The following is a 4,603-nucleotide window of genomic DNA, read 5'->3' on the forward strand; positions in this document are numbered from 1 at the left end:
CCCTTTCTCAAAATATTCCCCCGCCTTCTGATAGTCCCGTTCCGCTCCTCGGCCTTCCAGCCAGTAATTCCCCGCGCTCATGCAAGGTTTTCCGCTCTTGACGACTTTCTTTAGGTCGCATGCCTTCTCAAAACATTCCCGGGCCTTCCCATCATCCTGCGGAATACCGGTGCCCCGCTCATAGTAAAGAGCAGCCATAACACAGCCGTCGATTTCCTTAAGAGAGCACGCCTTCACATAATTCATAACAGCCTTTGCGCCATCTTTAGGAATGCCCGGCATGCCGTCATACATATTCCCGAGTCCCAGACACCCAAGTCCGTTATTGAGTTCGCAGGCTTTCTCCATAAGCCTGATACTCGTGTCGTAATTCTGCTCCACGCCCCGGCCGTAGTAATAAAGAGATGAGAGATTGCCGCATCCGAGAGCAAAATCCATGCTGCATGCCCGGTCGTAAAAAGCACCGGCCTTTTTAAAATCCTGAGGTACATTAAGCCCTTTCTCATATATGGTAGCGAGAGAGTTGCAGCCCTCCCCGGTTCCCAGGTTGCAGCCCTTTTCAAAGAGAATGAGCATCTTTTCATCAACCAGAGCGTCCTTCAAATCCATGGTGTAAAGATACCCCAGGTTCACGCACCCCATGCCGGAACCGAGACGGCAGGCTTTGTTATTGAAGGCCTTGGCCTTGGGAAGATCCTGAAATTCTTCATCCGTGAAGTAAAGATCCCCGAGAGACATACAGGCCTCGGCATGCTGAAGCCGGCATCCCTGCTCCATATACGGAAGAGCCTTGGCCACATCCCGCTTGATCCTGGCATCACTCCAGTACAGACTCCCCAGTTTGTAGCAGCCCAGAGCATTTTCAAGGCGGCAGGCCATCTCAAAAAATCCCTCCGCTTTCAGAAAATCCCCGCTGCTCTCGCATTTGCTGCCCTGTTCCGCGCAGTCAGCGCCGTCGCCGCACTCCGGTTCCCCGGCAGAAGCAGAAGTGGCCCTCAGACAGAACATGACAATAGCCAAGGCCAGTACTGAAAGGCTTTTTGATACCGAAGAACGAGGCATTTTGAGACTCCCTGTCAACCTGATTAAAAGCTGCTCGCAAATTGCTTGTACCTGAAGATAATGATAACGCAGCTATCCTGAAATTACCGCTGCCCGCCTCATAATCGGCCACATAATCTGAAATCACGCACATCGTGCCGCAGCTTCTGCAGTCAGCCAGGATCAATGTCCTTTGCGGCCCTGAAGTCCAGTCCGTCTATTTCCCTCTGTCCCTCTTATCATCAATTTCCTTCCAGAGCTCCTTTGACATTTCTTCCTGAGCTTCCTGAACTCGCTCATCTCTGCTGTCGTTCAGTGAAAGAGCAAGGGACAGCCTGTCCACACAGGCGCCAGCAGTAAGTTTCCGGGGAGCATAGCACCAAAGCTCTACCGCACATCGAACCTCCGCATTCAGCATCCGGCACGCGGAGACCTTTTCCCAGGCCGCCACAACCTCCATTAAGACACTCTGACCGTTAATTTGGTAATGCTGCCAGCCTTGCTCCCAAGAACTCAAACGCGCTGCGGCACTCTCAGAACAGTCAAGCAATCATGGCACGCTCCCTTTATTACTAAGACACCAGGGGAAGCTGCCCCTTGTAAACCGAAGCCCCGCCTACCCGGGCAATGAATTCCAGATCCGGAAGCTCCGACAGCATCTCCGCCGGAAAAGAAGGCTCGCTCTGCTCCGTAACGGTTCTTACGGTATTGAGGTTCGGATCTGTCAGGCTGTCCGTGGAGCTCTGGGAGCTTTCAGATACCCCCCGGTAGCGAATGCGCACGGCCGGCAGGGAGTCCGCCACGTACTCCCGGGTTTCCCGGTCAATAACCCGGAGACTGATAAGATTGTTGACGTTGCCCAGTACCTGCATGGCCCGTGCCGAAGATCCCAGCCGGGATTCAAAGTCCGCCACGGTCTGGGTGGCCATGGTGATGCGGAACTGCGCTCCCCGGCCCTTATTAAGGAGCTGAATCAGCTGCTCATTGATTACCTCTGCGGTTTCGTCAATGAAGATATTCACGGGACGGAGGTTACGGCCGTAGTTGTAGCGGCTTCCCGCCACCGCGGCGAGATCCGCAAGAAGGAGGGATCCCAGTGAAGCGCCTACAATGGGATCCGTAAGGGAGTCCAGTCCGATGTAAACCACCCTTTCATGAGCGATCAGGCTCTCGAAGTCCCAGAGCTCCTCTCCCAGCCGTACCTTGTCAGACGGTGACAGGAGATTTCCCAGATCCCCCTGAGTCAGCATATCCAGCACCGGCAAAAGCGAGGCCACCATTTTGCCGTAATGAGCAGTATCATGCTTGGCCAGAGCATAAAGGGCCTCCAGCTCTTCGCAGGGACTCCACTTTTTAACGGCCCGAAGGTAAAACCCGTTGTATTCCGTAAGAAGCTTCCCTGGGATCTTGCTGGTAGCCCGGAGCAGGCGATCCCGCTCCTCCCGGAAGCGATCCGGGGTATGCCGGAGAAACCATTCCCGAAACCCCAGAAACGCCAGCTCCATCACCCGGGAATCGGTATAGTAGCGTACCAGCTTCAGGGTAGGCCTTTTTCCGATAAGAATCAGTCCCCCGATAACAGTGTTCAAGGCAAGCTCGGCAAAGGCCCGAAATGGATCAGCCCCGCCCCGGGCCGTGGGCACCAGAGCCGCCAGCCGGCTTGCGAGATCGCTTCTCCGGCTGAAATTGAACAAGGGATTAATGCTGATGCTCTTTTCCGGAAACCCCGGATGAAAAAACTTGAACTTCCGGGGATCTATGGTTTTTGCCGCAGATCTGGTATGGGAGGACAGATCCTGATCTCCCTTGGGATCCAGAATGATGACGCACTCGCCTCGCATCACCGCCTGAGCGATAAGGAGATCAAAGAGTCGGGTTTTGCCGGCACCGGTAGTGCCGGTAATAAGCACATGACCGGCTACAAAGTTAAGGGGAATGTAGAGAGCCCGGGGCCGGCCGATGCCATGGATAAAGCGGGAACCCCGCACTGCAGGATCCCTTTTAAAAAGCTGTCCCTTCCAGGAGCTTTCCAGAAGATCCCGCAGTCTTTGGGCTTCCCTTTTGCGCCAGGGAAAGCCGTTTCCCAGATACAGCATGTCAGGCTTTATGAGATCCGGAAGCCTGGAAAGCTCGAGCTTCTGAAAACCGCCTCCCGCAAACCCGGCCATCCGTTCCTTAAGCTCCCGATCCCGGCGGATTCTGTCCAGAAGAAGAGCCAGCAGAAGGCAGGCTGTTGCCAAAGTCGCCGGAGAGGTTACAGAGCCCGGCCCCGGCAGAGCGTAAAGAGCAAGAAGCGCCAGCGATCCGGAAAGCGCTCTTACGCGATAACGGGATAACAGGAGATGACGGTTTTCCGGAGCGGGCTGGGATACAACGCTGGCCCCGGCTGATGCTGCGGGAACTGAAGGATGCAAAGCCGCGCTCACTGATGGCGGGTTTTGCAGGTTTTCGGGGTTACTCATAGTGTTTTCTCTCATTAATTCCGCCATATGACCAGGATGACCTGGAGCTTCGGGATTCCGTGGCATGATAAAGAACCGCTGTCCCGCTATACATAGTAAACGGCCCCGTTGTTATTGCCGATATTTTCTCCGCTCCTGGCATTCTGGGAAGCTGCTTCGGACATTTTGATAAACTGCCCGCTGGCATTCCGGGGCCGGGGCGGGGTATGCTTTTCCCGCAGGGGATTAAGCGCCCAGTCATCATCACCGCCGGAGGAAAATGAGCTTCCGGAAGCACTGTCTGCATCCTCCCCGAAAGGCGGGATCATCCCTTCTGCCATGCTCTCACTCAGATCCTCCGGCTCTTTTTTAGCTTTGCTGCTCTTTCCGGAAGAGGCTGCTTTCCGTTTGCTGTCTTTGTCTTCCCGGGAAGAGGAATGAGAACCTGATTTCTTGGCAGCGCTTTCCTTCCGGGGCGCCTTTACCGCAGGTTTGGGATCCTCCCGGGGCTTTACCTGCGGTGCGGAGGAGGGAGATGACGGAGCGGCGGATACTGAGGCAGAACCGGATGAAGCGGCCGCAGAAGCGCCGTTCATCACAGGATACTGAGCCTGATTAACGGTGTTATTTTGCCGGAGGGTGTCCGGAGAAGCATTTGATGCCGTGCCAGCTTCCCGGGGGATGTGCTGCTCAGGAATGCGGCTTTCCTGCGGCCTGTTTTCCGGCAAAGTCCCGGTGTCCCCGAAAGCTCCGCCGTTATCCCGTGGGGTTCCGCGAGGAGTCCCGAATGTTCCGGAAGCTTCCGGGCCGGAATCACACTGAGATGCTGCCGGGATTTCTGTCATCCCCCTGAGATCACCCGGTTGTCCAAAATGCTGCCGGCTGAGAGTTGCATTGACCATGGCATTAGTGTTACCGGAGTTTTCCGGCAAAGGCGACCGGTACGGCTCTTTTCTGCGGGCAACAGATCCTCTCAGGATCTCCTCCAGGGCTTTTCCGAAGTTTTGGGAATCCGCATCCCGAGAACTCCCTGTCCCCTGTCGGAAAAGAGCTTCTCTTTCCCCTGATTTTCTGCTGCCGTATTCTCCGGTATGCTCTTCTCTTACAAAGCCTTCCCGAAA

Annotated in this window: 4 protein-coding genes; all 4 read right to left on the reverse strand. The window is 55.3% G+C overall.

Going from position 1 to position 4,603, the window contains the following annotated elements:
- Positions 1-1,062: tetratricopeptide repeat protein (locus ACJROR_RS05905; RefSeq protein ID WP_406546277.1), on the reverse strand; the 1,062-nt coding region annotated here is incomplete at its 3' end.
- Positions 1,063-1,258: 196 nt separating this feature from the next.
- On the reverse strand, positions 1,259-1,501 hold the full coding sequence (locus ACJROR_RS05910) for a hypothetical protein (protein ID WP_406546278.1): 243 nt from the start codon (positions 1,499-1,501) through the stop codon (positions 1,259-1,261).
- 112 nt (positions 1,502-1,613) lie between these two features.
- Entirely contained in the window at positions 1,614-3,503 is a 1,890-nt protein-coding gene (gene traD / locus ACJROR_RS05915; protein WP_406546279.1) for a conjugative transfer system coupling protein TraD, read from the reverse strand.
- A gap of 86 nt (positions 3,504-3,589) precedes the next feature.
- Positions 3,590-4,603: hypothetical protein (locus ACJROR_RS05920; protein ID WP_406546281.1), on the reverse strand; the 1,014-nt coding region annotated here is incomplete at its 5' end.

The sequence above is a fragment of the Succinimonas sp. genome (assembly GCF_045225735.1).
Classification (GTDB): Bacteria; Pseudomonadota; Gammaproteobacteria; order Enterobacterales; family Succinivibrionaceae; genus Succinimonas.